Raw genomic sequence first — 22,527 nt, forward strand, 5'->3', positions numbered from 1 at the left:
GACCCATAGTTACTCAAGGCTGTCGGCCAGGGATTCTTCCGGATTGCAGCATTTGGAACTGGCGGATGCGGACAAGCCGATGCGGCGGAAAACGTGAAGGGCAAGAACCGCCCAACATAAAATATTCCATAAGCCGAAAGATGAAGAAATCTCTGCGGATCATTCGATACTTGCGCACAATTTTCATCCCGGATCTTCATGCGAATACAAGATGCCCATCCTGGGGCGACCACGAAAGATGAAAGGTTTGGCCGATCGCCAAGGGCAAATCAGTCAATTCCTCATGCGCTTTCTGGACATGGAGTTCCTGACCATTTGCCGTTTCGAAATAGATCCTTGCGGTGGCGCCCACGAATTCTTCGCCGATCATGCGTGCTTGGATTGCATTCACCATGCCTTGCGGTGGGTGCAGGTGGACCTGCATCCTGGTGTCCAGCACGGTCAGGCTTGCCGATGGGTTCGATTCGGGAAGCTGGGCGCGGCTATCAAGCGCAAAAACACCGCTTTCTGTCGCAAGAACCGGTTGGCCTTCGCTGTTGCGCGTCACCTCTCCTGAAAAAATGTTGGAAGACCCCAGGAAGTCTGCGACAAACCGGGTCCGCGGAGTGCGATAGATTTCCTGCGGCGTGCCGATCTGCTCGATCTTGCCCCGGCTCATGATGACGACCCGGTCCGCCATCGAGAAGGCTTCCGTCTGGCTGTGGGTGACGTAGACGAAGGTGATCCCAGTCTCTCGCTGCAGGTTTTTCAGCACTGTCTGCATACGTACCTTCAAAGCGGCATCCAACGCCGAAAGCGGCTCATCGAGCAGCAGGATTTCCGGTTCGACCACCAGCGAGCGCGCAAGCGCGACACGCTGGCGCTGGCCGCCGGAAAGCTGGCTGATGTTACGGTTGGCAAACTCGGCGATCTGCATGCGGTCCAGCCATTGTTCGGCCCGCCGCCGACGCTCGGTGCGGCCGATGCCACGCATTTTCAGCGCGAATTCGACATTCTCGATCACGTTGAGAAAGGGAAACAGCGCCAGGCTCTGCCAAACCATCGGCGTATCGCGACTCCAGCTTGGCAGGTCATTGATCGGTTTTCCCGCAAGGCGGATCAGGCCCTCGCTGGGCGCCTCGAGCCCGGCCAGCATGCGCAATGTCGTGGTCTTGCCGCAGCCTGACGAGCCCATGATGGCAAGGAACTCGCCCTTGTCGATATGCAGATCCATCTTTTGCACGGCGGTGTAGGTGCCGAAACGCTTGGCGACGCCCTCAAAGGAAACCAGAGGTTCTTGCATCAAATCATTCCTTGTCGGTTGCGGGGCCGCGTCCCGACAGCAGCAACTGCGCCAGAATCACGAGCGTCATGGATGTTATGAAGACGAAGGTGCCGATCGCGTTGATGCGGGGGCTGACCTGTCCCTGAAGAAAGCCCAGCACCTTGACCGGCAGCGTCTCGTTCAGGCCTGACACGAACCATGCAATGGCGAATTCATCGAATGATACTGCCATGGTGATGAACAGTGCGCCCAGAATCGCCGGCCGGGTGAAGGGGATAATGACATGGCGCATCGCCGCCCATTCCGAGGCGCCGAGGTTCCAGGCGGCCGGCTCCAGCGACGGGTCCATCTGCGACAGCCGCAGCCGGATTACCGCCATGGCGAAGGGCGAGCATATCACCACATGGGCGATAATCACCGACAGCGCATTGCCTGACAGGTTGATGCGCGACAGATAGGCCAGCATCGCCAGCCCCATGATCACCACGGGAATGGTCGGCGGCAACAGTGCCAGCGCCAGATAGACCTGCTTTCCAAAGAACCGGTAGCGATAATCCGTATAGGCCGCGCCAAAGCCAAGCGCGGTCGAGACGATCCCCACGACGGCGCCGATCAGCAGCGTGTTGCGCAACCCATCCCAGACCAGCGGGTCCGAGGCGACGGCGCGATACCATTCCGTCGAAAAATGCCCCAACGGGATTGATGGAAAGCGATCCGAATTGAATGAGAAGACGAAGCTTGCAAGGATCGGCGCGAAGACGAACAGATAGGCGAGAAGGACATAGAGCTTCAGCGCGCCGTCGATCAGGGGGCTACGGTTCAGTTCGTTTTCCGGGTTCATTTCTCGCGCCCCTTGTAGGCAAAGCGGACCGAAAGGAAGGCTATCACCAGCAGCGTGGCAATCATTGTCAGTGCGATCACCGCGGCCCGCGGCCATTGCTGGCCGGATTTGGTGGTGTCGGTGATCAGGATGGACAGTGTGGTCGGGTCGCCTCCGCCCAGATAGATGGGGCTGACGAAATCGCCGAAACACAGGATAAAGCTGAATAAGGCAGCAATCACCAGTCCCACGCGGGCCGAGGGGATCACTACTGCGAAAACGGTGCGCAGCCTGCCGCAACGCATGTTGTGCGCCGCCTCGATCAGTGTCCGGTCCACGAAGATCAGGCTGAAGAGTTGCAGCAGGATGACCAGCGGCAAGCTCAGCGTCAGATAGCCGATCATCGTCGCGCCCACGGTATTGAGCAACCGGAACGGACCAAGTCCCAGCCACCCCAGCATGACGTTGATGATCCCCGCATCCGACAGGAAGACCTGCCAGGAATAGACGCGGACCAGATAACTGGTGAAAAATGGTATCACCATCAGGAAAACCGCCCATCGCTGGACGGCGGGCGACAGTTTGAAGGCGATGGCATAGGCGCAGGGAAAGGCCAGTGCGCTGGTCAGCACGGCGGCGGCTGCGGCCAAAGCCAGCGTCGTGCCATAGGCCTGCCAGAAGATCGGACGGCCATACATGGTTACCCAGTTTACCGTATCGAACCCCGGCTCCATGCGGAAATTCCGGACCGTCCAGAAGCTGAGGGCGATCAGGAAAAACAGCGGAAAAACAAAGAACAGAAGCTGCCAGATCAGCAGCGGCAATGAGAATGTCAGTCCGTAAAGCGAGATATGGCGTCGCATCGGCGGGCTCCGGCTGGGTATTCAGCGCGGCCGGCACCCGTGTCCGGCCGACATGGACTCAGGCGCTTTTGTAATCCGACCAGAAGTCGTTCCACTCTTCCAGCGATTGCTGCACGGGAAGCTGCCGATATTTGATGCGGCCCGAACGGATCATGTCCATGGCGTTGCTTTGTCCCGGGACCATGCCTTGACGCGCGGCCTCTTGCGGGTTTTCGGCGTTCAGAACGTCCCAGCCTTTCTCGTTGGGGATCAGGCAGGGATAGGCCGCCATCTGCGCCGATTTTGCCTGGCCTTTGGCCGAGGTGATATATTGGATCCACTTTTTCGCCAGTTCGGCCTTGGACGACCCTTTGCCGATCGAGAAGGATTCGGTGAATTGCAGCCCGCCCTGCTCGGGGATGACCGAGCGGACCTTGGCGCCGTTCTTTTCCAGCGTGCCCGTGATCCAGTCGCCGATCCCCGCAAAGGCCAGCATCTGCCCGTTGTTCAGCGATGAGAAGGTGCCGCCATAGTCGAAAAAGCCGCCGATCTGCCGCCGCAGCGACATGGTCTTTTCCTTGACGCCGTCCCAGGCGGCTGCGTCGATGTCATAGGGGCTGGCATTGCCGTTCAGCAGGCTGATCTGCCCCAGATTGGGCAGGTGCCAGTCGAAATGCCCAACCTTGCTCTGCAGCGCCGGGTCCCAGAACACGTCATAGGTCGACGCCTGCGCCTCGGTAAGGGCATCGGTATTGTAGGCGACCCCAAGAAAACCGAAGCGGGTGATGACCGAGTAAAGCGTATCGCCGTCCCAATGGCCCGGAAAGCGGTGGAACTCTGGAAAGAATTCGTCGAAGGGATAGTCGGCGGGGTCGAGTGCCTCGATATAGCCGGCCGCATTGAGCTGCTGAACATATTCCGCATCCGACAGGATCACGTCAAAGGTGCCGGGCGGGCTTTGCGAGATCAGCCCCAGCATGTTGTCGCCGCCGGTATAGTATTTCGGTACGAACTTGACGTTATTCTCGGCCTCGAATTCGGCCACGATATCTGGCTCGGCATGGCCATACCACGCCAGCATGGTCAGCTGCGTCGGCGCGGCAAATGCCCGGCGCGACAACATCGGTGTCGCCAGCGCCGCCGCCCCCAGCGACAGCGCCGTGCGGCGCGACATGCTGAGGTGCCGGCCTCGTTCGTCCTGTGTCATATCATCACCCTGTTGATTGTTTTGTTTGTTTGATGCGATCAGGCTAGGAGAAGGTTTCGCTCATGCAAAATCGGATATTTCAATCCTGACATTTGCGCGCGTTATGCCGGGTCTTTCAGACGGGCGCGGCATGAATCCCCGAGCCGACCCGATCCAGATCGGCCACCAGATCGCTGACCAGTTGCAGGCCGGCCGCAGACAGGCGGGGGTGTTTATAGAACAGACCCACCCGTAGCGGTTCCAATGCAGGAAAGCCCTCGGTTTCCGTCAGCACACGCATGCCGGGCAGCATGGTTGCACGGGTCAGCGCGGTGACGCAAAGTCCGTTCTTCACCGCATTCTGCAACCCTGTAATGCCGGGACCGGTATAGACGATCCGCCAGCGCCGCTCCATCGCGTCCAGCGCCTGAATCATCCGGGCACGATAGTCGCAGCCCTCGGGATGGGCCCCCAGCGGGACGGGGGCATGCGGGGGTAAGTAGAAGCCTTCGGCCGCGGCCCAGATCGGCTGCTCGGTCCACATGCGCGACAGATAGGGCATGCGCGTTGTCGGCATCATGGCCACGATGATATCCAGATCGTCCGAGCGCAGATGCTGGTGCAATTCGCGGGAAAGATCACAATGCACCTCCAATTCGACCTCGGCATGGCCGTGGATATAGCGCGTCAGCGTGCCTTGCAGAAAAGCCACGGCATAGTCGGTCGGCAGCCCGATTCGCAGAACCCCGGTTTTATCCGAGCGGTGGAAATAGCTTATCGCCTCGTCGTTGATGCGTACCATCTCGCGCGCATAGCTCAGCAGCGCCTCTCCTGCCGGGGTCGGCAGAATCGTGCGGCCCTCTTGCGCCAGCAGTGGTGCGCGCACCAGTTCTTCGAGCCGCCGGATCTGCAACGAGATGGCGGGCTGACTGCGTCCCAATGCTGCGCCTGCCCGCGAGTGACCGCCCAGTTCGACCACGGTGATAAAGGTGCGCAGCAGATCGGTGGGTAAGTTGGTGATACCAGCCATGGATTTATCCCTGCAATGCAATCATTGCGACTATATATTTCCTTTATAATCAACGAGAATTTCTAATTCCGGCACAGATTTCACAACAAGGTGCATCATGCCGGAAAAATCAGCATTCGCCGCCGAACTTGCCTGGCCCGACTATCACGCTGCGGTAAAGGACGGAGCCACGCCGATCCTGATTCCGATCGGTGCGATGGAGCAGCACGGTCATCACATGCCGCTGCATGTCGACGTGCTGCTGCCCACGGAATTTGCCCGTCGCGTGGCGCTGGAAACCGGTGCATTGGTGGCCCCGCCGTTTACCTATGGTTACAAGTCGCACCAGAAATCCGGAGGCGGCAACCATCTGCCCGGCACCACCAGCCTTGATGGCGCCACGCTGGTCTCGGCCCTGCGCGACGTGATCAAGGAATTCGCCCGTCACGGCGTCCGCAGGATCTGTCTGGTGAATGGTCATTATGAAAACTCCTGGTTCATCATCGAGGGGATCGACCTTGCGCTGCGGGAATTGCGCTGGGACGGCATCACGGACGTGAAGGTGGTTGTGGTGTCCTATTGGGATTTCGTCGGAGAGGCTGATATCGCGCGGCTGTATCCCGATGGTTTCCCCGGCTGGGAGTTGGAACATGGCGGGGTATTGGAGACATCGCTGATGCTTGTGCTTTACCCCCACCTTGTCGATCTGAGCCGCGCGGTGGACGTAGAACCGGCCAAGTTCCCGCCCTACGACGTTTATCCCGTGAAACCGGAATGGACGCCCGTATCGGGCACGCTGTCCTCGCCCAAGGAAGCCTCGGTCGAGAAAGGCCAGCTTTTGCTGGATGTCTGCACAAAGGGCATTGTCGACGCGCTGCGGGTTGAGTTCGGCACCTGATCCTGCCGGATGACATGCGCCGGGCCCGCGTTGGCGGGCCCGTTTTTCGTTTGCCGGTCCCCCAGGGATCAGTTGCGGATAACGTTGTGTTCGGGACCGAAAGGGAAGCCGGTGATGTTTTCGGCCCCGTCCTTGGTCACGATCAGAATGTCATGCTCGCGGTAGCCACCCGCACCGGGCACGCCCTCGGGCAACATGACCATCGGTTCCATCGAGACGACCATGCCGGGCTTCAGCTCGGTTTCGATGTCCTCGCGCAACTCGACCCCGGCTTCGCGGCCGTAATAGTGGCTGAGAACGCCGAATGAATGGCCATAGCCAAAACTGCGGTATTTCAGCAGGTCCCACTGACGATACATCTCGTTCAGCTCCTGTGCGATCTCGTTGCACTTGGCACCCGGCTTGATCAGTTCCAGACCGCGACGATGGACAGCCACGTTCTTTTCCCAGATATCAAGGCTGGCATCGTCCACACTGTCACAGAACATCGTGCGCTCCAGCGCGGTATAATAGCCGAAAATCATCGGGAAGCAGTTCAGCGACAGGATCTCGCCGGACTTGATTTTCTTGTTGGTAACCGGGTTATGCGCCCCGTCGGTGTTGATGCCCGACTGGAACCATGTCCAGGTGTCCATCAGTTCGACAAATGGGAATGAACCGGCGATTTCACGGATCATGGCGTTGGTCGAGGCGATGGCAACTTCATGCTCGGGCACGCCCGCCTTGACCGCATTGGCCACGGCCGCGCCGCCGACGTCGCAGATGCGGGCGCCTTCGCGGATCAGCTTGTGCTCTTCGGCCGACTTGATGCTGCGCATCCACATCGAGGGCTGGCCGACATCGACGAACTCTACCCCGGGCAAGGCCGCCTCAAGCTGGCGGCGGAAATCCAGGTTGACGTGGTCGAACTCGATCCCCAGCCGCTTGACCCCGGGGGTCAGTTGCCGCACAGCCCGGAAATAGTTGTCGCGGCGCCAATCGGTATAGGTCACGTTGTCGCCAAAGCTGCGCCGCCAGGGTTGGCCCCCGTCGATGCCCGCGCTGATGGTCGTTGCGGCGTTCTGGGTGATGACCATGCCGTATTTGCGGCCGAAATAGCAGTAGAGCCAGCCCGAGTAATAATTGATGCAATGATACGAGGTGAACAGCGCCGCATCGACGTCGTTTTCCTCCATCCAACGGCGCATGTCGTCCTGCCGCCGCTGCATTTCGGCGTCCGAAAAGGGAGAAAAATCCTTTTCGCCGTTATGCCATTCCATGACGTGCAGCATGTCGTCAGTCATGTGATCCACCCTCTCAAACAGTTGTGCTGGCAGCGAGAGTAGCGACGCATCTGCGATTGCAAAAATTTGTTCTGGTAATCCTCGTATTTGGCCCGCTGGGCCATGACTGCCGCTGATCCCGACCGTCTGCATCGGGCATTTTGGCAAGCGGCAGGAGGGTGGTGCCATCGCATTCGGCGTCCTGATCGTCGAGATGGAAGGTATCGGTGATAACCCTGGGCAAGCTTGGCCAATGACATATCGCCTATTGACACATCGAAATGAGACCTTCCTCACCGTTCATGGGTCCTGTGCCGACACAGCCAGCCGGCAGGCTGCGCCGAGATGCATCGAAATCTCGACAAGAAAACTTAGCCGACTTGCGAAGTTTTTCTTGGTCGTGGGGTCGGGATGAATTATAGTTAGCTGTATGGCTAAGCATGATCCCGATCTTTCGCTGATCTTCCATGCGCTGGCAGACCCGACCCGGCGTGCGATCCTGACGCGTCTGGCCGACGGGCCTGCGCCGGTAACCGCGCTGGCCAATCCCACGGGCCTGCGTCTGCCGACGGTGATGCGGCACCTTTCGGTGCTGGAACAGGCAGGGCTGATCGCCACGTCAAAGGATGGGCGGGTGCGATCTTGCGTCATCGTGCCCAAGGCGTTGGCCCCGGTGCGGACATGGCTCGATGAACAGCGCGACCTCTGGGAAGCCCGGCTGGACCGGCTGGACGATTATGTGCTGAAATTGATGGAGGAGCGCGAGAAATGACACCCGAACTGGATCCCGACACCGATCTGAGCTTTACCCGCACGCTGGCTGTGCCGCGGCAACTCATCTGGGAATGTTGGACGCGACCCGAGCATATCCCGCATTTCTTCGTGCCAGCACCGCATAAGGTGACCGCGGTGGATATCGACCTACGGGTTGGCGGGCGGTTCAATACAAGCTTCGATGTGGACGGCAATGTGATGGACAATCACGGCGTCTATCTGGAGGTGGTGCCGGGTGAGAAGCTGGTCTTTACCGATGGTTATACCGAAGGCTGGAAACCTGCGCCCGAACCGTTCATGACCGCGATCCTGCTGCTCTCGGATGCGCCCGGGGGTGGCACGACCTATACGGCGATTGCCCGCCACCGCAATCCCGAAACCCGCAAGTCGCATGAGGAAATGGGCTTCTTCGACGGCTGGGGCACGGTGGTCACGCAGTTGGAGGCCTATGCCAAGGGCCTGATGACATGAATTATCGCGGCCCCGGCCTTTGAGCGGCAGGGGGCCGGGGGGGCGCCGGGCGGGGTTTGCGCCGCATCCCGAAGTTCGGGAAACAGCGTGAAGATATCTTCGCGTGCAGCCGGACCTACGCCCATGAGCGCCTCCTTGCCGGTATAAAGCGACTCGGTTTCGGCACCGTTCGAGATCACGATTTCATGGCCATCAAAAAGGACGTGGAAATATTCCACCCCTTCGATGTCCTGCACAATATCGATGTCTTCGATCTGCAAGAGCTGCTTGGCAACGGCCAGCACTTCGGTCGCGCCAAACATCCGCTGCGCGATTTTCGAGCGAACAAGAATGCGGTGCTGCGGCGAAACAAGCAGGTCTGCCGAGGGCCTGCTTTGTCCAAACGCGCCGGCGCTGGTGCGGATGCGGCATACAGCGTGCCGTTCAGGACCGCGGCTTCGCCCAAGGTTTGCGGGCCGCCGTTATCCCCCCAGCCATCGCCGTTGTCGTTGTCGTTGTCCTCGAACATCCCATCGTCGTCATTCACCACCATGGAGGAAACTTCGTAGTCCGGATCAATGGTGACCTGAAATCCGACAAGACCCGCGCCGCTATCGCTGGTTATGGCCCAGGAGCCACCGCTGAAGTCCATGTCTGAAAGGCTGATATATGACAAATGGGGCATCGTTCACGATCTCCGTACATTATTCTGGGGTGGGACGCCGCAATGTGCGGTTTTTGCAGCCTGTGCATGGGCAGCCCGCCGGGCGCCCCCGTTGCACGAGGGCAAAGGCAGACCCGAACTTGTTTTATCGCTGCCGGGATGACCGTCTCATGCGGGTGCCCCGAGGCGGCTTGCAAAGCAAACCTCTACCTCCGAGGCCCCCAACCAAGACACTCGTTACCGTACAAAAACCGGCAGCGGCACATAAGCGCCGGACAGCGGCGGTAATCCTTGCCAGCGGGAAACGAAACGATGCGTCAGGATGAAGGGGGCAGGAACACCTGCTCCAAACCGCAATGGTCGGGGATTGTGTCATTATCCTGAAAGTAGTCATGCGGTAACCTCTTCGATTCCCTAAGGAAAGCTGCTATAACTTCACAGAAGTGGCGTGTTTCCGCATACACTACGACCCCTTGCTGCGCTACACCCGCACTCAAACTTCGCCTTTGGTCTGGACCCCCAAGGTAATCGCGGGGATGGGGGCCCCAGCCTATACAGAGATGATTTCCACCATCGGCATCAAGGGTGGCGCGACCATCCCGTTGCCTGCGGCCGAGGGAAAGTTCAGCGCCATCACCTTTCTGGCCTTCAGGCCCGGCATTCTTCCCCCCGATCAGGTCGGCGCGCTTTCCAAGGTGATCGGCTATACGGCGCTGTCCCGTCTTGACCATCTGGGCAAACTCTCTTTCCGCAAGACAGCCACTTCCGGCAGGCTCGACAGCCTTAGCGGCAAGCAGCGCCATATCCTGCATTGGGTCGCCTCGGGCAAAACCAACCTGGAGATCGCGATTATCCTGAATATTCCTCAGAAGCAGGTCGGTTACCACTTATCCAAGATTTTGCAAAAACTGGGTGTCACGACGCGCATACAGGCAGCGGCAATCTATGCCGCAAGGTGATCGCGCCCTGACAATGCAAGCGCCTTGGATGTCGGATGGTCCCTCTATTCGAGGGACTTCTGCCTACCGGACGGTTGCGCGGATAAATGCCTTTTGCGCGTTGGCTCAAGCAGTATCGGCCGGCGTTCGATGCCGAATATGACATCGGTGATCGGCGGAACACAGCAGAGTGCGATCAGATGCGAGAGTTCCGCGACGACCTGATCGCCGGGCCTGTGGCCTCAGACGACTCCGGCAAAGGACGCCCGGAACGTCTGGTCAATTAAAGGGTCCATCGACAGCTAACCTTGGCGCGTCGTGCAGATCGGGCCGTAAAGCGCCTCGATCCGAGCCTTTTCCAGCGCCGCCTCGGGGTCTTTGCCGACCACGAAATTCAGCATCATGCCGCCGTCCTCGTGTTCCAGCTTGTGACAATGCAGAAGGTAACGGCCTTCATAAGTGTCGAAGCGCACCAGTATATCGACCTGTTCGGGCGCCCATTTCAGGACCGTGTCCTTCCAACCCCGTTCCCAAGGTTCGACCTGATTGCGACCACGGCCACTGCGCTGGATGACCTGAAAATGGGCTCCGTGAATGTGGATTGGATGCGGGGCACCCTGCGCTGATTGGAAACGCCAGCGCTCAACCTTGCCAAAGGGAATGGCGAAATCGATCCGGGTCGGCTCAAAGGGCTTGTCGTTGATCGTGCTGTCCCCTTGAAAGGTGAATACGCGGTCAGGTTCGCTGCCGTGATGCACCAACGGCGTGATCGTCGAGAGCCGCTTGGGCAATTGCCAATGGTCCGGCGCCCCTTCGCGCACTGTGATCTCCAGCAGCGGGGCGGCGAAGCTGTCGTCGCGCAGACCAACCACCGTTCCCGGAGCGATCTTTCGCAGATCCAGGATCACGTCTATCCGTTCTGCTGGCCCCATCTGGATCTGATCCACCGGAACAGGGGTTTCGAGCAACCCCCCATCATTGCCGATCAGCGTCAGGGGCGCATCGGCTGATAGCCGAAAGACGCGGGCATTGGCGCCGTTCAGAATGCGCAGGCGCAATTGGCGGTTGGCCGCGTGGGCGCGCGGGTTCACCACGCCGTTAATCAGCGGCAGGGTGCCCTCCGAACCACCGGCATCGTCGGGAAAGAAGATCCGTCCCAGCGCATCAAGCTGAATGTCGCGCAGAAAGAGGAACCACTCATCTTCGCCGGAAGGCAGGCCGAGAGCCTTTTCTTCTTCGTCCTCAATCACAAAGAAACCGCCCAACCCATGCCATGCCATGCCTGTTTCGCCGTCGCGCCATGGGGATGCGGATGATACCAGCTAAGCCCGGCGCGCTGAAGAATGGGAAAGGCGACCTCGGCAGACTCACCCGGCAAAACGGGGTTTTGTGGCTGGCCGTCAGCCTCGGTCGGACAGATCAGGCCGTGCCAATGAAAGGTGGTTTCCTCATTGAGATGGTTAGCGATCCGAATGCGGAACTCTTCCCCCTTGCGGACACGGATCAACGGGCCCGGGCTGGTCTGATTATAGCCATATCCTCGGCTTTCAGCCGCAGTAAAGGGCAACCGGGCACGGCTGGCTGCAAGGATTTCACCAGAAGCCAGCTCGACCGGTCGCGGAAGCCAGGGACGGGACGCCGGCAAGGCAAGGCCGCGGATAGCGGGCAGGCCAAGACCTAGTGCGACAAGACCCGTCACAGCGGCACGGCGAGAGACAGCCATTATTCAGACCTTTTTTGTTGATTGGTCATGCTGGCTGGACGTGTCTGGCGAGCCGATGTTCGATTTGTTGTAACAGATGCCAGATCAGGCCGAGCCTGCCAAGCATGATGAGAACCTTGCCGCAAAGGCCATAGGCAATTTTATATTTGTCATACCTTTTATGTTTTGCGCTATTCTGTTAGCCTGCGTGAAACGAAAGGATGCCGATGACCCTGCAATATGACGAGATCGTACGCGGCGGTCTGGCCCGGCAGGTGGCCGACCTGATCCGAACCGCCATTCTTGAAGGCCGGCTTGCGGTGGACGAACGCCTGCCGACCGAAGAGGAACTGGCACGGCGCTTTGGCATCTCGCGTCCCACGGTGCGCGAGGCGCTCAAGGTGCTGGCGGCGCAGAACCTGATCCGCTCGCGCCGGGGGCCTGCGGGCGGCACCTTCGTCAACCGCCCCGATGCCGATGGCGCGGCGCGCACCATTACCGATACGGCGACGCTGCTGGTCGGCATGGGCCGTTTCGATATCGACGAGATCGTGACGGCGCGGATGCAGACCGAGGCGCTGTGCTGCCGTCTTGCCGCGCAGAATCGCGGCGATGACGATCTTGCGGCAATGGCCGCCGAGATCGCCTTGCAGCGGGACGAGGCACTGTCGGACGAGGAGTTCTGCGCCTCGGACGTCCGTTTCCATCGCGCGGTCGTGCAGGCCACGGGCAACGGCCCGTTGCAACTGATGATGCACGCGATGATCGAGAGCTTCATTCCGATCACCAATATGCTGATCTATCGCGATCACGAACGCCGCCGCACCGTTACTGCGCATGAACACATCCGCGCGGCCATTGCCGCCCACGACGCCGAGACGGCAGCGCGACTGATGCGCGACCATGTCGAAACCATGCGCACCGTGCTGGATCAGGCACTTGCTCGCCGCAATACCGACAAACCCTCAGGAGGAACCCCATGACCGAAACATTCCGTGCCCTGCTGATCGAGGATCAGGGCGGCAAGCCGGTGGCTGCGTTCCGCGACCTGACCCGCGATGCGCTGCCCGACCATGACGTCTTGGTCGAGGTCGCCTATTCGACACTGAACTACAAGGACGGGCTGGCGATCACCGGCAAGGGCCGCATTGCCCGCCGCCTGCCGATGGTGGCGGGGATCGATATTGCCGGCACCGTGGTCGAAAGTCGCTCGGATCGCTGGCAGCCGGGCGACAAGGTGATCGTGAACGGCTGGGGCCTGTCCGAAACAGAATGGGGCGGCTACAGCCGGTTCCAGCGACTGAAACCCGAATGGCTGACCCGCCTGCCTGAGCAGTTTTCGTTGCAGGACGCCATGGCTATCGGCACGGCCGGCTATACCGCCGCGCTTTGTGTCGATGCGCTTGAGGATTGGGGCGCGATCCGCCCCGGCGGCGCCGAGGTTCTGGTCACCGGTGCGGCAGGGGGCGTCGGCTCGACCGCGATCAGCCTGCTGTCGGCCAAGGGTTATACCGTCACTGCCGCCACCGGCCGGCCCGAGACGCATGATTATCTGGCCGGGTTGGGGGCTACCGGCTTTCTGGATCGCGCCACGCTGGCCGAAAAGGGCGGTGCGCTGCAAAAGGAACGCTGGGCGGGGGCCGTGGACAGCGTGGGCTCGACCACACTGGCCAATGTGCTGGCGCAGATCAATTACGGCGGCGCGGTCGCGGCCTGTGGGCTGGCGGGCGGCTTTGATCTGCCCGCGACGGTCATGCCGCATATCCTGCGCGGGGTTGCGTTGCTGGGCATCGACAGCGTGATGGCGCCGCAGGCAAAGCGCGACCGGGCCTGGGCGACGCTTGCCGCGCATCTGGACAAGGCGCATCTGGCCAGCATCGCGCGGGTCGAACCCATGTCGAAGCTGCCCGAGCTTGCGGCCGACATCGTCGCGGGCCAGATCCGGGGCCGCGTGATCATCGACATCGGCGCATAGGCTTTGCAGGGACCGGGGCGACCCGGTCCCATTGCCTTACACCGGCGCCCGCGCCAGCTCTGCTGCCTGCGTGCGCAGGGCGAATTTCTGGGTCTTGCCGGTCGAGGTCTTGGGCAATGGTCCGAAAACCACCCGCGACGGACATTTGTAGCCCGCAAGCCCGGTCCGGCAATGCGCGATCAGGCCGGCCTCGGTTTCCTCGCAGCCGTCGCGCAATTCCACGAAGGCGCAGGGGGTCTCGCCCCATTTCTCGCTGGGCATGGCGACCACCGCGCAAGCTGCAACCGCGGGATGGCGGTAAAGCTGTTCCTCGATCTCGATGGACGAGATGTTCTCGCCACCCGAGATGATGATGTCCTTGGAGCGGTCCTTGAGCTGGATATAGCCGTCGGGATGCATCACCGCCAGATCGCCGGAATGGAACCAGCCGCCGGCAAAAGCCGCCGCCGTGGCCTCGGGATTCTTCAGATAACCTTTCATCACCGCATTGCCGCGAAACATCACCTCGCCGAGTGTCTGGCCGTCGGCGGGCACGGGTTGCATGGTTTCCGGGTCCATCACCGCCAGATCGTCCAGCGACAGGTAGCGCACACCCTGCCGCGCCTTGCGCGCCGCCTGCTCGGGTGCGGGCAGCACGTCCCACGCGGGGTTCCATTCGTTGACCACGGCCGGGCCATAGGTTTCCGTCAGGCCGTAAAGATGGGTCACGCTGAAACCCGCATCGGCCATGGCACGCAGGACCGTTTCGGGTGGTGGCGCCGCAGCGGTGTTAAAGACCACCTGCTGGGGAAAGCTGCGTTTCTGTTCGTCCGGGGCGTTGAGCAGGGTGGACATGACAATGGGCGCTCCGCACAGATGCGTGATGCCGTGATCGGCGATGGCGTCGTAGATCGCGCCTGCACGAACCCAGCGCAGGCAGACCTGCGTGCCCGCCTGCACCGGCACGGCCCACGGGAAGCACCAGCCGTTGCAGTGAAACATCGGCAGCGTCCACAGATAGACCGGATGCTTGCCCAACCCGGCATGGATGACGTTGTTCAGGGCCATCAGGGCCGCGCCGCGATGGTGGCAAACGACACCCTTGGGGTTGCCCGTCGTGCCCGAGGTATAGTTCAGGGAAATCGCGTCCCATTCGTCGCCGGGCAGGGAGCCGGCAAATTCTGCGTCGCCCTCGGCCAGGAACTGTTCATAGTCCAGATCGCCGATGGGTTCTCCCTTGGGGTGGGGGGCATCGTCGGGATATTCGGCATCGTCAAAGTCGATCACCAGCGGACGGACCTTGGCCAGCGCCAGCGCTTCAGCGGCCATCGCCGAAAACTCGCGATCCACGATCAGTATACGGCTTTCCGCGTGGTCCAGCTGAAAGGCCACGGTTGCGGCGTCCGACCGGGTGTTGATCGAATGCAGCACCGCGCCCCCGGCCATCGGCACCGCGAAATGGGCGTGGATCATGGGCGGCGTGTTCGACAGGATAACCGAGACGGTATCGCCCCGGCCAATGCCCCGGCCAGCCAGTGCCGAGGCCAACCGGCGGCAATCGGACCAGAGCCGGGCATAGCTGTGGTGCTGGCGGCCATGGATCACCGCCGGGTGGTCGGGAGAGGTTCGCGCCGCCCGCTGCAGATAGGATATCGGCGTCATCGGCTGATGGTTGGCCGCAAGGCGGTCCAGTCCTTGGTCGTATTTGGTCATCATTCTCCCCTCGTCCGCCCCGGCAATCGGGGGCGGTGCTTATCCTTTTGCCGCACGCTCGGCCACCGGCTGGCCGGCCTTGCGCCATTCCCCAAAGCCGCCGCGCAGAGACCGCGCGTCCAGCCCCATCTCTTGCGCCACCCTTGCCGCCAGCAACGAGCGCCAGCCCGAGGCGCAGTAGAACACATAAGTCTTGCCCTCGGCAAAGCGGGGTTTGTGATAGGGGCTTTCGGGGTCGATCCAGAACTCCAGCATTCCGCGCGGGGCGTGAAAGGCACCAAGAATCATCCCTTCGCGCTCAAGCTCGCGCGGGTCGCGGATATCGACCAGGACCACCTGAGGATCGTCCCGCATCGCGGCCGCTTCCTCGATCGTGACCGATTGCACCACCGCATCGGCCTCGTCCAGCATCTGCCTGTAGCCGACCGCCATGATCAGCGACCCATCGCGTAGAATTCGTCATTGGGCCGCATGCTGGATACATTGGCAAGGCGGTTCGACATGCCGAAGAAGGCGGCGATGGCAGCGATGTCCCAGATATCCTCGTCGTCGAAACCATGGCTGCGCAGCGTCGCGAAGTCCTCGTCCCCAGCCTCGTGCGCGCGGGCCGAGACCTTCATGGCGAAATCCAGCATCGCCTTTTGCCGGGGCGTGATGTCGGCCTTGCGGTAGTTGATCGCCACCTGATCGGCGATCAGCGGATTCTTGGCGCGGATGCGCAGGATCGCGCCATGGGCGATGACGCAATACTGGCATTGGTTCACGGTCGAGGTGGCGACGACGATCATCTCGCGCTCGGCCTTGGTCAGGTTGCCGGGGCGGTCCATCAGGGCATCGTGATAGGCGAAGAAGGCGCGGAATTCGTCCGGGCGATGCGCCAGCGTCAGGAACACGTTCGGGATGAAGCCCGATTTCTCCTGCACCGCCTCGATGCGGGTGCGGATATCCTCGGGCATGTCGGCGAGGCTGGGAACGGCAAAGCGGCTGACGGGGGCTTCGGTCATGGGGTATTCTCCAGGTCGGGCAGGATTTCTGCCAGTTGTGATTGATAGGTCCGCATCGGGTCGCGGTTGTCGCCGGCATAGGGCGCGACGCGGATCAGGCAGGTATGGGCGGAACAACCCTGCCCAAAGGCCGAGGTGCCGATGTCCAGCGTCAGCACATTGGGGTTGCCCGAGATTTCCGGACCGTCCCCGACAGGCGTGAACCACGCCCCCGTTGGCAGCACGGCCACGCCGGGCGCGGTGTCGCTGCTGATGCAAGCCGAGGCCAAGCAGGCGCCCCGCGCGTTCCACAGCCGCACGGTCGCACCGTCTGCGATGCCGCGCGCCTGTGCATCGGCGGGGTTCAGTCGCAATTGTTCGCGCCCGTGGCGCTTGTCGGCCATGCTGGCCGCACCCGTCTCCAACTGGCTGTGCAACCGGCCCTGCGGCTGGTGCGAGATCAGGTGCAACTCGTCTCTTCCGGCCTTGCCCAGCCATTCGGCCGGCGGCAGCCACGCCGGATGCGGCAGGCAGTCGTCGTGTTCCAGTTGCGCCAGCGTCTTGCTGCCCAGCACGATCAACCCGCTTTCCGTATCCAGCGCGTTGCCCGCCGGGTCTTGCCGGAAACCGGCCAGATAGACATGGTTGCGCTGCACCGGCACCGGGGCGTGGCCGCGTTCCCAGAACGTCTCGAACGCGGGCATCAGGAAGCCATGCGCGCGCAGGGCGTGCGTGCGGCTTTCATCGTAAAGATGCCGGATCCAGCCCATCTCGTCCCGGCCCTCGTTGAAGGCAGGGCCTACGCCCAGCCGTTGGGCCAGCGCGTCGAAGATGTCGAAATCCGAGCGCGACTGGCCCAGCGGCGCGATGGCCTGCCGCATGGCCAGGATCAGGTCGCAGCGCTTGTTGCCCGCCAGATCGTTGCGCTCGATCGAGGTCGAGGCCGGCAGCACGATATCGGCCCGCCGCGCAGTTGCGGTCCACATCGGGTCCTGCACGATGATCGTCTCGGGTCGTGTCCATGCCTTGGAAAGCCGGTTCAGGTCCTGATGATGGTGAAAGGGATTGCCGCCCGCCCAATAGACCAACCGCGTGTCGGGATAGTTCCGCGTCTCGCCCTGATAAGTAAAGGGTGTGCCGGGATTCAGCAGCATGTCGCTGATCCGTGCAACCGGGATGAAACTGTCGATGGGCTTGGCCCCCTGCGACATGCCCGGCGACTTGCCGACCGAGAAGGGCGCACCCACTCCGCCAAGCGAGCCGTAGCCATAGCCGACGCCACCGCCCGGCAGGCCGATCTGGCCCACTACGGCCGCCAGCCCCAGCGCAGCCCAGAAAGGCTGCTCGCCATGATGGGCACGTTGCAAGGCCCAACTGACGGTCAGCATACTGCGGCTGTCCACCAGCCGCCGCGCCAGAGCCCGGATCGCGTCGGTGGGCAGGCCCGTGATGGTCGAGGCCCACGCGGCATCCTTGCGCTGCCCGTCCGCATCGCCGCCCAGATAGGCCAGGAATTCCAAAGACCCGCTGGTGCAACGGTGCAGGAAATCGGCGTCGTGCCGCCCGGCCGCCACGATTTCGCCCGCCAGTCCCAGCATCAGTGCCGCGTCGGTATTGGGTCGGATCGGCCACCACTCCGCGCCCACCCATTCCGGCAGGTCGTCGCGCAGCGGCGAGACATGGATCACCCGCACACCGCGTTCCGCGATCCGGCGCAGATAGCCCTCAAGATAATGCGCGCCGATGCCGCCGGCTTCGCTTTGTGCGGTGCGCGGCGACATGGCGCCAAAGACCACCAGCGTTTCCGTATTCTCGGCGATATCGTCCAGCGTATTGGCCTGCCCGCCGCAAGCGCGGTCGTCGCCCAGCACATGGCGCAGGATCACCGGACCGGCGGCGATGGAATAGGTATCGACATGGCCGGTATAGCCGCCGACCAGATTCAGCGTCCGCTTCAGCAGCGAAGAGGCATGATGGAACCGCCCGCAGGACGTCCAGCCATAGCTGCCGGCAAAGATCGAGGCATTGCCGTGGGTGTCCGCCACGCGCGTGATCTCGTTGGCGACCAGATCCAGCGCCTCGTCCCAGGGGACGGCGACAAAACGCTCAGCCCCGCGACCGCTGCGATCGCTGTGTTCGCGCTTGGCCAGCCAACCCTCGCGGATCATGGGCCGCAGGACGCGACGTTCGGGCCGGGCCCATTCGGCGACGGAATGGATGATGGCCGAGGGTGCGGGGTCCTCGGCCAGCGGTTCGACACCCGTGATCCGGCCATCCTCCACCAGGATGGTATAGGCGCCCCAATGGCTGCAATGCGGGATGCGGCGGATCATGGCTGGCCCCTTTTACAGCACGGCTTCGATCAGGAACGGCCCCTTGCGCGACATGGCGGAACGCAGCAGGTCGAAAAAGGCTTCCGCGGTATCGGCACGGGCGGCCTCGACCCCCATGCCATTCGCGATATGCACCCAGTCCAGCGCCGGATCGTCAAGGTCCAGCATTCGCCGGGCGTTTTCACCCGGGGCGCCCGCGCCGACATTCTTCAGCTCGCCATGCAGGATCTTGTAAAGACGATTGGCAAAGATGATGGTCACCACGTCCAGCCGCTCTCGCGCCTGCGTCCACAGGCCCTGCACGGTATACATGCCGCTGCCGTCGGCTTGCAGTCCGATCACTTTGCGGTCGGGGCAGGCCACGGCGGCACCGATGGCCATGGGGATACCCTCGCCGATGGCGCCACCGGTCAGTTGCAGGAAATCATGCGGCGCAGCGCCATGGGTCGAGCGGAAGAAATCCCGCCCCGAGCTTACGGATTCGTCGCAGACGATGGCGTTCTCGGGCATCAGATGCGCCAGCGCGATGGCGATGGCGTCAGGGGTCAGCGCGCCATTGGGCATGTCAGGGGCGCCGTGTTCCGTCAGCCGGGCGGCAGGAGCCATGCCGGTTTCCTGCGCCAGCGCCGCGATGGCCGCGGGCAGGTCGTCGTCTGCGTCCGCCATGGCGATCACGCGGCAGCCCTCGGGCAGCATCAGCCCGGGTTTGCCGGGATAGGCGAAGAAACCGACCGGAACGCTTGCGCCGATCAGCAGGATCTGCTCGGTCCCGTCGAAATTCGCCAGCGCCTGATCGATGACATAGGCCACGCGATCCAGTGCCACCCGGCCCGCGCCGCGCTGCATCCGGGCATTGGCCTGCTGCGCCATGATGCGGGCGCCGGTCTTTTGTCCGATACGGTCCAGCATCTCGGCCTGTGGCGCGCGCAGGGCGGTGCCGGTGACAAGAATGGTGGTGCGCTTGCCATTGCGCAGCGCCTCGGCCGCCTCGCGGATGCGTGCGGGGTCGGGCGTGGCGGGCGAGGGCAGGGCCACGACAGCGGGAACGGCGGCCGAGGTTTCCGTCCATGCCGCATCGGCATGCAGGATCAGGGTCGAGATGCCGCCCGCGCCGGTCCGTGCGGCGGCGATCGCCTGCGCCGTGCGCTCTCCCACAGCATCGGCGGACTCGGTCCGGCCCACCCAATGCGACATGGGCCAAGCAAGGCTGTCGATGTCGCTGGTCAGGGGTGCGTCATATTGCAGGTGATAGGTCGCATGATCGCCGACGACGTTCACGATGGGCGAGCGCGCGCGCCGCGCGTTGTGCAGGTTCGCCAACCCGTTCGCCAGCCCCGGCCCCAGATGCAGCAGGGTGGCGGCGGGCTTGTCGGCCATGCGGGCATAGCCGTCGGCGGCGCCGGTCACCACGCCCTCGAACAGACCCAGCACGCAACGCATCCGTGGCTGACGGTCCAGTGCCGCGACGAAATGCATCTCGGACGTGCCGGGATTGGCAAAGCAGGTGTCGATGCCGTTCGCCAGCAGGGTTTCACACAAAAGATCGGCGCCGTTCATGGGGTCTCCATCAGTCGTTCGGCCTCGGCACGCAGGTTGGAAAGCGGTTCCCAGAACGGGGCCGAGGCTTCCAGCAGCGCGGTAAAGAGGCGGTATTTGCGTTCGGCATAAGCTGCGACGGGACCGGGTTCGGGCGCAAGGCTTTGCTCGGGGTTGCCGATCCAGACGGCGGGGTCCGGCGCATCCAGCAGGAAACGTGCCCCGACGGCGGCAAGCCCGCGCAGCCCGGCATGAGAACCGGGGCTGCGCTGCACCGTGCAACCGGTCAGCGTCGCCAGGAATTGGGCGAAATGCCCGTCGCCCGCCAGCCCGCCGCCCAATGACAACGCGCCATCCGGCGCCCCCATCATTGCATGGCTGGCTCGGGTGACGAAGGCCAGCGCCTCGCGTCCCGCCCAGGCGATCTGCCCCGGCGTGGTTGCGGCGCCAAGTCCGAACAGGGCGCCGCTGGCATGGGGATCGGTCCAGGGCGCGCGCTCGCCGCCGGGCTCAAGGAAGGGGTGCAGGATCAGGGCCGAGTAGTCCGGCGCAGGCGCGGCGGGCAGGTCGGCAAAGCGGCGCGACAGATGCTGCAGCAGCGTGGCGCCGTTGAAACACGGGTGAAAGCACAGATAGCCGGGTCCCAGCGTGAATTGCTGGATCATTGCGCCGGCTGGGGCCTGCGACATGGCCGCCGGATCGTCCAGCAAGCAGGCGTGGATCGCGCTGGTGCCGAAGATCGAGGCACGGGTCACGCCCTGCCGACTGCCAAGACCAAGGCCGATCAGCGTGGCCTGAACATCGCCCGGTCCCAGCAGCACCGGCAGACCCTGCGGCAGGCCGGTCGCTTGGGCAGCCTCCTCCGACAGGCCGGCGCGCGCCGCGCCCACCGGGGAAAGTTCGGGCAATAGCTCGGTGCCACGCGACAGGCCAAGACTTTCCGCCACTACCGGCGTCAGCGCGCCGCTGCGCCAGTCGCCCCAGACCGGCAACAGTGCGGTCGGCTCGGCCAGCGCGCGACCGGTCAGCGACAGGAACAGCCATTCCTTTAACCGCAGGGCATGGGCGATCCGGGCGTGGCGGGCAGGGTCGTTCCGTTGCAGCCACAAAAGTTGCAGGCTGGCCGCGGCGGCGGTCGGTCGCGATCCGGTCGCCGCCTGCACCGCGTCAAGCGCCGGCGCCATGTCTGCCACCAGCCCGCGCGCGCGCCCGTCCAGCCATGTCAGTGCCCGCCCGACCGGACGGCCGGCAACATCCACCGGCCAAAGACCATCGCCCTGTCCGGTGACGATCAACCCCGCCACGTTTCCCGCAACCTGCGCCGCGCAATCGCGCAGCACAGCCAGAGCCTCGGCGCGGGTCAGGTCCATGTCCTGTTCGACCCGCAGCCCGTCGCGGTGCAGGGCACCGTTCGGACGCTCGGCCCCGGCCAACAGGCGACCCTGTCCGTCGAAGGCCGCCGCCTTGACAGAAGTGGTGCCGGAATCGAGGCAGAGAAGCACCGGAGCCATGATTCAGGATGCCTGTCGCAGCCCTTCCAGCGCAGCACTGCTTTGCTGGCCGTAGGTCTTGAACTTGACCAGAACCTCGGCGATCTGCTCGTCCGAGAGAACCGGGGGCTCGCCCAAAGGCAGGCACAGCAGATATTGCCTGGCCAGCTCCTCGACCGTGACGGCCAGCGCCAGGGCGCGGGCGATATTGGCATGGGCAGCGATGACGCCATGATGCGCCATCAGGCAGGCCCGGCGACCTTCCAGTGCGGTGACCACGCGGTCGGCCAGTTCCTGGGTGCCGAACAGCTCATAGGGTGCGCAGCGGACAGAGTTGCCGCCAGCAGCGGCGATGACGTAATGGATCGCGGGAATGTCGCGACCCAGGATCGACAGCGCCGTGGCATGGGTCGAATGGGTATGGACTACGGCGTTCAGGTCGGGCCGGGCTTGCAGGATGTCGCGGTGAAAACGCCATTCGGACGAGGGCTGGACCTCGCCTTCATAGGTCGCGTCCCAGTTCATCGCCACGACATGTTCCGGTTGCAGCTTGTCATAGGGAATCCCGGTGGGTGAGATCAGGAAGCCGTCGCCATGACGGACGCTGATATTGCCCGAGGTGCCCTTGTTGATGCCCAGCCGGTTCATGCTGCGGCAGGCTTCGATCAGTTCGGAGCGCAGGGCGCGTTCTTCTTCGGTCATCGGGAAC

Annotated in this window: 22 protein-coding genes; 6 read left to right on the forward strand and 16 right to left on the reverse strand. The window is 62.8% G+C overall.

Annotation, left to right across the window (positions count from 1 at the left end; genetic code table 11):
- Positions 1–196: 196 nt before the first annotated feature.
- The 5 genes from JWJ88_RS12670 to JWJ88_RS12690 all read right to left on the reverse strand — a co-directional run bounded on the left by JWJ88_RS12670 (position 197) and on the right by JWJ88_RS12690 (position 5,142).
- Positions 197–1,282, reverse strand: a complete 1,086-nt coding sequence (locus JWJ88_RS12670) for an ABC transporter ATP-binding protein (RefSeq protein ID WP_205295313.1) — start codon at positions 1,280–1,282, stop codon at positions 197–199.
- A gap of 4 nt (positions 1,283–1,286) precedes the next feature.
- Complete coding sequence (locus JWJ88_RS12675; RefSeq protein WP_205295314.1) at positions 1,287–2,105, reverse strand: ABC transporter permease; 819 nt, start codon at positions 2,103–2,105, stop codon at positions 1,287–1,289.
- Positions 2,102–2,947, reverse strand: coding sequence for an ABC transporter permease (locus tag JWJ88_RS12680; protein ID WP_205295315.1), 846 nt, complete (start codon positions 2,945–2,947; stop codon positions 2,102–2,104). Before JWJ88_RS12680 ends, JWJ88_RS12675 begins: the two co-directional genes overlap by 4 nt.
- Before the next feature lie 58 nt (positions 2,948–3,005).
- Positions 3,006–4,133 carry a polyamine ABC transporter substrate-binding protein gene (locus JWJ88_RS12685; protein WP_205295316.1) on the reverse strand — a complete coding sequence of 376 codons (1,128 nt, stop codon included), beginning with the start codon at positions 4,131–4,133 and terminating at the stop codon, positions 3,006–3,008.
- A 115-nt stretch (positions 4,134–4,248) separates the two neighbouring features.
- Entirely contained in the window at positions 4,249–5,142 is an 894-nt protein-coding gene (locus JWJ88_RS12690) for a LysR substrate-binding domain-containing protein (protein ID WP_205295317.1), read from the reverse strand.
- Between the two features lie 97 nt (positions 5,143–5,239).
- On the opposite strand from JWJ88_RS12690, the gene JWJ88_RS12695 reads away from it, so the two are divergent.
- A complete protein-coding gene (locus JWJ88_RS12695; RefSeq protein ID WP_205295318.1) occupies positions 5,240–6,019 on the forward strand; it encodes a creatininase in 780 nt (259 codons plus the stop codon).
- Between the two features lie 68 nt (positions 6,020–6,087).
- Here the strand turns inward: JWJ88_RS12695 and JWJ88_RS12700 are convergent, their stop codons facing one another.
- Positions 6,088–7,302, reverse strand: a complete 1,215-nt coding sequence (locus JWJ88_RS12700; RefSeq protein ID WP_205295319.1) for a M24 family metallopeptidase — start codon at positions 7,300–7,302, stop codon at positions 6,088–6,090.
- Positions 7,303–7,711: 409 nt separating this feature from the next.
- Between JWJ88_RS12700 and JWJ88_RS12705 the strand changes: the two genes are divergently transcribed.
- Together JWJ88_RS12705 and JWJ88_RS12710 are read left to right on the forward strand one after the other, a co-directional pair.
- The gene (locus JWJ88_RS12705; protein WP_205295320.1) at positions 7,712–8,053 is read left to right on the forward strand and encodes an ArsR/SmtB family transcription factor; all 342 of its coding nucleotides are present in this window, start codon (positions 7,712–7,714) and stop codon (positions 8,051–8,053) included.
- The gene (locus JWJ88_RS12710) at positions 8,050–8,526 is read left to right on the forward strand and encodes an SRPBCC family protein (protein WP_205295321.1); all 477 of its coding nucleotides are present in this window, start codon (positions 8,050–8,052) and stop codon (positions 8,524–8,526) included. The genes JWJ88_RS12705 and JWJ88_RS12710 overlap by 4 nt, the downstream gene beginning before the upstream one ends.
- On the opposite strand, the gene JWJ88_RS12715 is transcribed toward JWJ88_RS12710, so the two are convergent.
- The gene (locus JWJ88_RS12715; RefSeq protein WP_205295606.1) at positions 8,502–8,930 is read right to left on the reverse strand and encodes a Hint domain-containing protein; all 429 of its coding nucleotides are present in this window, start codon (positions 8,928–8,930) and stop codon (positions 8,502–8,504) included. The two genes, JWJ88_RS12710 and JWJ88_RS12715, sit on opposite strands and share 25 nt — an antisense overlap.
- A gap of 682 nt (positions 8,931–9,612) precedes the next feature.
- Between JWJ88_RS12715 and JWJ88_RS12720 the strand changes: the two genes are divergently transcribed.
- The gene (locus JWJ88_RS12720) at positions 9,613–10,128 is read left to right on the forward strand and encodes a helix-turn-helix transcriptional regulator (RefSeq protein WP_240200238.1); all 516 of its coding nucleotides are present in this window, start codon (positions 9,613–9,615) and stop codon (positions 10,126–10,128) included.
- A 281-nt stretch (positions 10,129–10,409) separates the two neighbouring features.
- On the opposite strand, the gene JWJ88_RS12725 is transcribed toward JWJ88_RS12720, so the two are convergent.
- Positions 10,410–11,387 carry a multicopper oxidase family protein gene (locus JWJ88_RS12725; RefSeq protein WP_205295323.1) on the reverse strand — a complete coding sequence of 326 codons (978 nt, stop codon included), beginning with the start codon at positions 11,385–11,387 and terminating at the stop codon, positions 10,410–10,412.
- Positions 11,354–11,830, reverse strand: coding sequence for a multicopper oxidase domain-containing protein (locus JWJ88_RS12730; protein ID WP_205295324.1), 477 nt, complete (start codon positions 11,828–11,830; stop codon positions 11,354–11,356). Before JWJ88_RS12730 ends, JWJ88_RS12725 begins: the two co-directional genes overlap by 34 nt.
- A 206-nt stretch (positions 11,831–12,036) precedes the next feature.
- On the opposite strand from JWJ88_RS12730, the gene JWJ88_RS12735 reads away from it, so the two are divergent.
- The gene (locus tag JWJ88_RS12735; RefSeq protein ID WP_205295325.1) at positions 12,037–12,792 is read left to right on the forward strand and encodes a FadR/GntR family transcriptional regulator; all 756 of its coding nucleotides are present in this window, start codon (positions 12,037–12,039) and stop codon (positions 12,790–12,792) included.
- On the forward strand, positions 12,789–13,784 hold the full coding sequence (locus JWJ88_RS12740) for an MDR family oxidoreductase (protein ID WP_205295326.1): 996 nt from the start codon (positions 12,789–12,791) through the stop codon (positions 13,782–13,784). Before JWJ88_RS12735 ends, JWJ88_RS12740 begins: the two co-directional genes overlap by 4 nt.
- Before the next feature lie 36 nt (positions 13,785–13,820).
- Here JWJ88_RS12740 and JWJ88_RS12745 read toward each other — a convergent pair whose 3' ends face one another.
- From JWJ88_RS12745 to JWJ88_RS12775, 7 genes are read right to left on the reverse strand one after another with little or no spacing between them, the layout of a single operon-like run.
- The gene (locus JWJ88_RS12745) at positions 13,821–15,479 is read right to left on the reverse strand and encodes an acyl-CoA synthetase (protein ID WP_205295327.1); all 1,659 of its coding nucleotides are present in this window, start codon (positions 15,477–15,479) and stop codon (positions 13,821–13,823) included.
- 36 nt (positions 15,480–15,515) lie between these two features.
- Positions 15,516–15,908 (reverse strand): rhodanese-like domain-containing protein, encoded by a 393-nt coding sequence (locus tag JWJ88_RS12750; protein WP_205295328.1) that lies wholly within the window; start codon positions 15,906–15,908, stop codon positions 15,516–15,518.
- 2 nt (positions 15,909–15,910) lie between these two features.
- Positions 15,911–16,480 (reverse strand): peroxidase-related enzyme, encoded by a 570-nt coding sequence (locus JWJ88_RS12755; protein ID WP_205295329.1) that lies wholly within the window; start codon positions 16,478–16,480, stop codon positions 15,911–15,913.
- Positions 16,477–18,792 carry a molybdopterin guanine dinucleotide-containing S/N-oxide reductase gene (locus JWJ88_RS12760; protein WP_205295330.1) on the reverse strand — a complete coding sequence of 772 codons (2,316 nt, stop codon included), beginning with the start codon at positions 18,790–18,792 and terminating at the stop codon, positions 16,477–16,479. The genes JWJ88_RS12755 and JWJ88_RS12760 overlap by 4 nt, the downstream gene beginning before the upstream one ends.
- A gap of 12 nt (positions 18,793–18,804) precedes the next feature.
- On the reverse strand, positions 18,805–20,349 hold the full coding sequence (locus JWJ88_RS12765) for an acetolactate synthase large subunit (RefSeq protein ID WP_205295331.1): 1,545 nt from the start codon (positions 20,347–20,349) through the stop codon (positions 18,805–18,807).
- The gene (locus tag JWJ88_RS12770) at positions 20,346–21,839 is read right to left on the reverse strand and encodes an FGGY family carbohydrate kinase (protein WP_205295332.1); all 1,494 of its coding nucleotides are present in this window, start codon (positions 21,837–21,839) and stop codon (positions 20,346–20,348) included. The genes JWJ88_RS12765 and JWJ88_RS12770 overlap by 4 nt, the downstream gene beginning before the upstream one ends.
- Positions 21,840–21,842: 3 nt before the next feature.
- On the reverse strand, positions 21,843–22,520 hold the full coding sequence (locus JWJ88_RS12775) for an L-fuculose-phosphate aldolase (RefSeq protein ID WP_205295333.1): 678 nt from the start codon (positions 22,518–22,520) through the stop codon (positions 21,843–21,845).
- Between the last annotated feature and the right edge of the window lie 7 nt (positions 22,521–22,527).

The organism is Paracoccus methylovorus (assembly GCF_016919705.1).
In the GTDB taxonomy this organism is placed as follows: Bacteria; Pseudomonadota; Alphaproteobacteria; order Rhodobacterales; family Rhodobacteraceae; genus Paracoccus; species Paracoccus methylovorus.

Excerpts from the sequence above, each read along its gene's own strand:
- JWJ88_RS12670 (WP_205295313.1), bottom strand. The coding sequence starts at position 1,282 with ATGCAAGAACCTCTGGTTTCCTTTGAGGGCGTCGCCAAGCGTTTCGGC.
- JWJ88_RS12700 (WP_205295319.1), bottom strand. The coding sequence starts at position 7,302 with ATGACTGACGACATGCTGCACGTCATGGAATGGCATAACGGCGAAAAG.
- JWJ88_RS12685 (WP_205295316.1), bottom strand. The coding sequence starts at position 4,133 with ATGACACAGGACGAACGAGGCCGGCACCTCAGCATGTCGCGCCGCACG.
- JWJ88_RS12745 (WP_205295327.1), bottom strand. The coding sequence starts at position 15,479 with ATGATGACCAAATACGACCAAGGACTGGACCGCCTTGCGGCCAACCAT.
- JWJ88_RS12740 (WP_205295326.1), top strand. The coding sequence starts at position 12,789 with ATGACCGAAACATTCCGTGCCCTGCTGATCGAGGATCAGGGCGGCAAG.
- JWJ88_RS12765 (WP_205295331.1), bottom strand. The coding sequence starts at position 20,349 with ATGAACGGCGCCGATCTTTTGTGTGAAACCCTGCTGGCGAACGGCATC.
- JWJ88_RS12690 (WP_205295317.1), bottom strand. The coding sequence starts at position 5,142 with ATGGCTGGTATCACCAACTTACCCACCGATCTGCTGCGCACCTTTATC.
- JWJ88_RS12750 (WP_205295328.1), bottom strand. The coding sequence starts at position 15,908 with ATGGCGGTCGGCTACAGGCAGATGCTGGACGAGGCCGATGCGGTGGTG.
- JWJ88_RS12705 (WP_205295320.1), top strand. The coding sequence starts at position 7,712 with ATGGCTAAGCATGATCCCGATCTTTCGCTGATCTTCCATGCGCTGGCA.
- JWJ88_RS12695 (WP_205295318.1), top strand. The coding sequence starts at position 5,240 with ATGCCGGAAAAATCAGCATTCGCCGCCGAACTTGCCTGGCCCGACTAT.
- JWJ88_RS12755 (WP_205295329.1), bottom strand. The coding sequence starts at position 16,480 with ATGACCGAAGCCCCCGTCAGCCGCTTTGCCGTTCCCAGCCTCGCCGAC.
- JWJ88_RS12725 (WP_205295323.1), bottom strand. The coding sequence starts at position 11,387 with ATGGCATGGCATGGGTTGGGCGGTTTCTTTGTGATTGAGGACGAAGAA.
- JWJ88_RS12770 (WP_205295332.1), bottom strand. The coding sequence starts at position 21,839 with ATGGCTCCGGTGCTTCTCTGCCTCGATTCCGGCACCACTTCTGTCAAG.
- JWJ88_RS12710 (WP_205295321.1), top strand. The coding sequence starts at position 8,050 with ATGACACCCGAACTGGATCCCGACACCGATCTGAGCTTTACCCGCACG.
- JWJ88_RS12680 (WP_205295315.1), bottom strand. The coding sequence starts at position 2,947 with ATGCGACGCCATATCTCGCTTTACGGACTGACATTCTCATTGCCGCTG.
- JWJ88_RS12735 (WP_205295325.1), top strand. The coding sequence starts at position 12,037 with ATGACCCTGCAATATGACGAGATCGTACGCGGCGGTCTGGCCCGGCAG.
- JWJ88_RS12775 (WP_205295333.1), bottom strand. The coding sequence starts at position 22,520 with ATGACCGAAGAAGAACGCGCCCTGCGCTCCGAACTGATCGAAGCCTGC.
- JWJ88_RS12730 (WP_205295324.1), bottom strand. The coding sequence starts at position 11,830 with ATGGCTGTCTCTCGCCGTGCCGCTGTGACGGGTCTTGTCGCACTAGGT.
- JWJ88_RS12675 (WP_205295314.1), bottom strand. The coding sequence starts at position 2,105 with ATGAACCCGGAAAACGAACTGAACCGTAGCCCCCTGATCGACGGCGCG.
- JWJ88_RS12760 (WP_205295330.1), bottom strand. The coding sequence starts at position 18,792 with ATGATCCGCCGCATCCCGCATTGCAGCCATTGGGGCGCCTATACCATC.